Here is a 5816-nt window from a genome sequence, read left to right as displayed (position 1 = left end):
CTAACGTCTGATCTTATAAATAATTGAAGTAAGCGCTAAATAAATAATTGCAATTACAATAAACTCTCCCACAAAAAATAATATTCGTTGGGGATTTTGTGTTGGAATTGTGAAGAGCATTTCGCCAGAAATTGTGACGGTGATATATATAAGAGCTACTAACCAAAAAAATTTCATCAATTCATCCCTTATCTTTGTAGACTAGATATCAATATAGCCATTATTTTTTTTCTTGTCTCGCTTATCTATTTGTTTGGCGATCACGCCACCGATATCTGTAAAATTAAGTGCAAAGGCGACAGAGGCTCCAACAGCGAATGCTAATTTAGGTGCTCCCCATGCAGTCAATCTACTTTTCACAGTACGACTAAAGACTCTGGCAGCCTCTTTTTTACCTTTACTGCGAATATATCTAGCAATTGCTCCAACACCACCACCTATTGCAAGGCCGATAGCAGTGTTAATAACAGCACCTGCAAACTTATTGCTCATTAAACGAAACGCTTGAACTTTTTTATCACCAGTGATGAAATTAGCTGTTTTATCTAACATAGAAAGGTGAGTTTCTTCTAAATCCTTTAAATCTTCATCAATTTTAGCTTGTGACGCTTGGAGATTCTCATATGTTTCAGAATTTTCATCGAAAAATCCTTCTAAGTTATCTTTATATACTTCTTCAAGTTCTGTGTCATTTACTCCCATAATCTGAAGTTGCTCATTCACAATTGAATCGAATAGTTCTTTTTCTTCTGTAGTCATTTCGTTGATAGAGGGGATTTCTGCTACGGCATCTTCTAAATCAAAATCATTTTCCAAGGCCTCATCGTTAATTTCTAAATCTGAATTTTCGACCAATTCAGATGCGATTTTTTCTGACTCTTCATCAGAAAGCAAAATGGAATTGACAGAATTGACACTTTCGTCTGCTTCAACCACATTTGATAAAGCGGGTACCCCAACAGATAAAAATAGTGACAATGATAGTGCGCCAATAATGCTAGTAGTTAATTTTTTCATGATTCCCTCCTATTTGATAATTTAATAGTTTAATAATACTATCTGAAAACTGCCTTTTCCAAATGAATTTTAATATATAAATCATGTGTAAACTCAAAAAAAAAATTAAATAGCTTGCAACTTTTTTATAGCTACCTCAGTAACTTTATTTAAGTGTATTGTAAAATAGATTTTTCTCTGTTTTACTGGTTAATTCGACATCAAAAAGATTGCAGCATTTGATTTACAATCCAATAAGCTTCATACTTTCTCTCTTTAGATGTCAGAATAAAGCGCAACAAAGTAGTCGATATTCTTGTTTTAACAGGAAAATAACCACATTATAATTAAATTCTTTACATCTCAGCTAGGAATGCGCTTCTTTCTATATTAAATACCTCTACATCCATTATTTTTTCTTGTCTCACTTGTCTGTTTGTTTGGCAATCATCCCAACAACATTTGATAAAGTGGGCGCCCCAATAACGCTAGTAGTTTATTTTTTTCAAAATTTTCCACCTTAAATCTATCCGCAATAATCATGTGTTGCACTTAATATTTACATCTGTTCTTTTTCTCAATTTACCTATCTTTCATTTATGGTAAACTATTTAAGAGACTTTGATTACATATATATGGAGGAATTTACTTGATTCTTAAAAACGCACTAAATTTTTCACATGCTTTATTGCAACAAAAAGTTCAACCTGGCAACGCCGTCATTGATGCGACAATTGGTAATGGTCATGATACCCTTTTTCTCGCAAATCTTGTTGGTCGTAAAGGCCATATAATCGGCTGTGATATTCAAGCGGACGCTGTGAACCATACGAAACAACGTTTGATTGATGCTAATATCACTCTAGCCTCACTTACACTCACTGATAAAGGGCACCATCATATCACTGATCTTGTGCCTTCTGCATTACATCACAAACTAACGGCTGCTATTTTCAACCTTGGATACCTGCCAGGTGGTGATAAGGAAATTACAACAACGAGCGAGACAACACTTGCTGCTATAGAACAGCTTTTAAAAATAATGCCTACTGGTGGTTTAATCGTGTTAACTGTTTACGATGGTCATAATGAGGGTAAAGTCGAAAGACGGGACTTGTATGCGTTTACAAATCAATTACCTCAGGATAAATACGCTGTTTTAAACTATCAATTTACCAATCAAAAAAACAACCCACCAATGGTGATCGCGATAGAAATAAAATAGTTTATTGCTTACCTGTTGCTAAATTTCTACTTTGTCCTTGTCTACTTTTGTGTCACTTTATTTCACATCGGATAAGTTATTTCGCTTTAATGTGTATATGTGTCTATATTCCGACATACGCTTGTAACCCCTTTCCTATATGTGGAATAAGTATTAAACTGTACTAGTACAGAAAATTAACTTAAGGGAGAGATATTGATGAAAATGAAAGCAGCGATCGTTAATAAAGACCACTCAGTTGATGTAAAAGAAATGGAAATCCGTGCAATCCAAGCAGGAGAAGCACTTGTAGAAGTAAGCCACTGTGGTGTTTGTCATACTGACTTACATGTAAAAGATGGTGACTTTGGTGAAGTACCAGGACGTGTACTAGGACACGAAGGTATCGGAACTGTAATTGAAGTAGCAGATGGCGTAACAAGCTTAAAAATCGGCGACCGTGTTAGTATCGCTTGGTTCTTTGAAGGCTGTGGCGTATGTGACTACTGTGTAAGTGGTAAAGAGACATATTGTCGTAGCGTTAAAAATGCTGGTTATAGCGTGGATGGTGCTATGGCTGAAAAATGTATCGTTACAGCTGATTACGCTGTAAAAGTACCAGAAGGCTTAGATTCTGCTGCTGCAAGTAGTATTACGTGTGCTGGTGTTACAACATACAAAGCTGTTAAAGTTTCTGATGTTAAACCAGGACAATGGCTTGCAATTTACGGTGTTGGTGGCTTAGGTAACTTAGCTTTACAATATGCTAAAGAAGTATTTAACGCTAAAGTTGTTGCTATCGATATCAGTGATGAAAAATTAGCATTAGCTACTGAACTTGGCGCTGATATGGTTATCAACGTTAAAAATGAAGATCCTGAAAAAGTAATCCAAGAAAAATTAGGCGGCGCTCATGCAGCAGTTATTACAGCTGTTTCTAAAGGTGCTTTCAATCAAGCAGTTAACTCAGTAAGAGCTGCTGGTAGAGTTGTAGCAGTTGGTTTACCTTCTGATTCAATGGATCTAAACATTCCAAAACTTGTATTAGATGGTATTGAAGTTGTGGGCTCACTTGTAGGTACTCGTGAAGATTTACGTGAAGCTTTCCAATTTGCTGCTGAAGGTAAAGTTGTACCAATCGTACACAACCGTCCAATTGAAGATGTTAATGATATTATGCAAGAGATGATTGATGGTACAATCAATGGCCGTATGGTTATTGACATGTCACTTTAATTATAAAATAGCTTAATCCAGCCCCCCTGGGTTAAACATAAAAAAAGAGCCTTATGGGCTCTTTTTTGTTTTTGTTATTCTTTAAATTAATTTGTCCAGCTCTTTTTTAGAGTATAATTTTGTATCGGTTATAGTGTAACCAATAAAGTCCTCAAACAACGGATCTGCGAAATGAATGGTTACACCTTTTTCAGCAAAATCAAATGTAGCTTCAGGTTTATCAAAGCCCCAATAATAACCGTTATCTGTCGCTTCATATCGCTTCGTTTCTGGCATTTGTTTCAATTTACGATAGACAAGGTCAAAAACCTCAATACCGACGATACGACCGTTCTCAGCATAATCAAATACAATTGATTCTGTGGCATCCGATTCTTCTGTTGTTACTACTGGAATCGGTACTTGATTCGATAATAAATAGAGATACCCCGCTTCTGCAACTTCGTCCATTAATAAAATTCTTGTTTCCATTTAGAAACCCCCTAATATTTTAACTCGCATCACTAAAACCTAAAAATAGAAAAAGAAGCATGTTGACATTGAGGCCAAAATGCTTCTTTCTCATTTATGGTTTATCGACCGCATAAAATTTTTTATTATTTACTTTCAGGTTTAAAATTGATTTCTGCACCCTCTGTTTGAAAATCATATTTCTTTTCAACAAATACTTGATGCCAAATCATAAAGATGAGTACTGTCCAGATTTTACGGCTGTTGTCGCGTTTATCTGCACAATGATCTTCCATCATTTGTAAGACATACTGCTTATTGATTAAATGTTCTGTAGGGCTTTCTTTAATAATTGCAGTTGCCCATTCTTTCATTTCATCTTTTAACCACAAACGAATCGGAACAGGAAAACCAAGTTTTTTACGATTTAAAACATGCTCAGGAATAAATGACTCTGATGCTTTTCGTAAAATTGATTTCGTAGTACCGTTGGCAATAGTCATTGATGAAGGAATACGCTTCGCAACATCATACACATTCACATCCAAGAACGGCACGCGTACTTCTAATGAATTGGCCATCGACATACGATCATTGTTTAGCAATAAATCGCCACGTAACCAAGTATGCATATCAACATATTGCATACGTTGGATTGGGTCTAAATGTTCTGATGCTTTGTAAAGCGGCGCTGTGATAGTTGTATAAGGTGCATCCTCACGGTATTTTGGCAATAATATTTTTTTCTCTTTTTCATTAAAGATAAAGGCGTTTCCAACAAAACGTTCTTCTAATGGTGTTGTTCCACGCATCAAGAAACTTTTACCTTTCATACCTTCTGGCATGATATTAGAAACAGCACGCAGTAACTTATGACCGACTTTTGGAATTTTATCAAACATCGCTAATGAGTTCGGTTCATTATAAATAGTGTAACCTGCAAACAATTCATCTGCCCCTTCACCTGATAACGCAACTTTTACTTTACGACGCGCTTCACGTGACACGAAGTAAAGCGGGATTGCTGCTGGATCAGCTAACGGCTCGTCAAAATACCACACAATTTTTGGAAGTTCTTCCATAAATTCTTCTGGAGTAATGACATAACTTGTATTATTAACACCTAATTTTTCAGCTGTTTCTTGTGCAACATCAATCTCACTGTAGCCTTCACGTGAAAATCCAACTGAAAAAGTTTCGATGTTTTTGTTAAACTCTTTCGCAAGAGCTACAACAATTGTCGAATCAATTCCACCTGATAAAAACGAACCAACAGGTACATCACTACGCATATGCATTTTAACAGAATCCATTAAAGCTTCACGTAGTTCTTTCACGTATTCAGTTTCCGCTTTTTGTACAGGTTCAAAAGTTGGTTTCCAATAAGCTGTTATTTCTACTGGTTGTCCAATTTTTTTCACCATGTAATGCCCTGGCTCTAATGAATGAATTTCTTTAATAATTGAAGCCGGTTCTGGCACAAATTGATACGTCATATAATGTTGTAGACTTTCATCGTCAATTGCTTGTTTGTTCATTGCTAACAATAAACTTTTCTTCTCAGAACCCACATATAATTTATCATCAACCTCAACATAATTAACGGGTTTAATTCCGATTTGATCACGGGCAATAAAAGCTGTTTTTTCTTCGCGATCCCAAATTACGAAACCAAACATTCCGCGCAAACGTTTAACGGATTCTTCCTTATACTCCGAATTCATCGCAATACTAACTTCTGTATCACTCTCAGTTTTAAAAGTAGGTCCTTTTGCGATTAATTCTTCGCGCAAAGCAACATGATTATATACTTCACCATTAAAAATAATCCAATAACGACCATCATCATAAGCTAAAGGTTGATGCCCATTTTCAACATCAACAATACTTAGGCGACGAAATCCCATTGAAATATGATCTTCATAAAAAT

5 protein-coding genes are annotated in these 5816 nt (G+C 35.7%); 2 read left to right on the top strand and 3 right to left on the bottom strand.

Features of this window, described 5'->3' with window-relative positions:
• Window positions 1-201: 201 nt before the first annotated feature.
• Window positions 202-1017, bottom strand: coding sequence for a hypothetical protein (locus IKV95_RS10225; protein ID WP_287451770.1), 816 nt, complete (start codon window positions 1015-1017; stop codon window positions 202-204).
• Window positions 1018-1645: 628 nt separating this feature from the next.
• On the opposite strand from IKV95_RS10225, the gene mnmM reads away from it, so the two are divergent.
• The gene (gene mnmM / locus IKV95_RS10220; protein WP_029092478.1) at window positions 1646-2221 is read left to right on the top strand and encodes a tRNA 5-(aminomethyl)-2-thiouridylate-methyltransferase MnmM; all 576 of its coding nucleotides are present in this window, start codon (window positions 1646-1648) and stop codon (window positions 2219-2221) included.
• Between the two features lie 204 nt (window positions 2222-2425).
• Window positions 2426-3436, top strand: a complete 1011-nt coding sequence (gene adhP / locus IKV95_RS10215) for an alcohol dehydrogenase AdhP (protein WP_029092479.1) — start codon at window positions 2426-2428, stop codon at window positions 3434-3436.
• Window positions 3437-3517: 81 nt separating this feature from the next.
• Here adhP and IKV95_RS10210 read toward each other — a convergent pair whose 3' ends face one another.
• Together IKV95_RS10210 and asnB are read right to left on the bottom strand one after the other, a co-directional pair.
• A complete protein-coding gene (locus IKV95_RS10210) occupies window positions 3518-3907 on the bottom strand; it encodes a DUF2283 domain-containing protein (RefSeq protein ID WP_036042322.1) in 390 nt (129 codons plus the stop codon).
• 125 nt (window positions 3908-4032) lie between these two features.
• The coding region (gene asnB, locus IKV95_RS10205; protein ID WP_287451769.1) for an asparagine synthase (glutamine-hydrolyzing) at window positions 4033-5816 on the bottom strand (1784 nt) is incomplete at its 5' end.

The sequence above is a fragment of the Brochothrix sp. genome (assembly GCF_017549435.1).
Lineage (GTDB): Bacteria > Bacillota > Bacilli > Lactobacillales > Listeriaceae > Brochothrix > Brochothrix thermosphacta.
The sequence above is the reverse complement of the archived record's forward strand: the minus strand, read 5'-3'. Positions and strand labels throughout refer to the sequence as shown.

What these genes read in the sequence shown, in the direction of transcription:
- IKV95_RS10225 (WP_287451770.1), bottom strand. Translation starts at nt 1,017, where the DNA reads ATGAAAAAATTAACTACTAGCATTATTGGCGCACTATCATTGTCACTA.
- adhP (WP_029092479.1), top strand. Translation starts at nt 2,426, where the DNA reads ATGAAAGCAGCGATCGTTAATAAAGACCACTCAGTTGATGTAAAAGAA.
- IKV95_RS10210 (WP_036042322.1), bottom strand. Translation starts at nt 3,907, where the DNA reads ATGGAAACAAGAATTTTATTAATGGACGAAGTTGCAGAAGCGGGGTAT.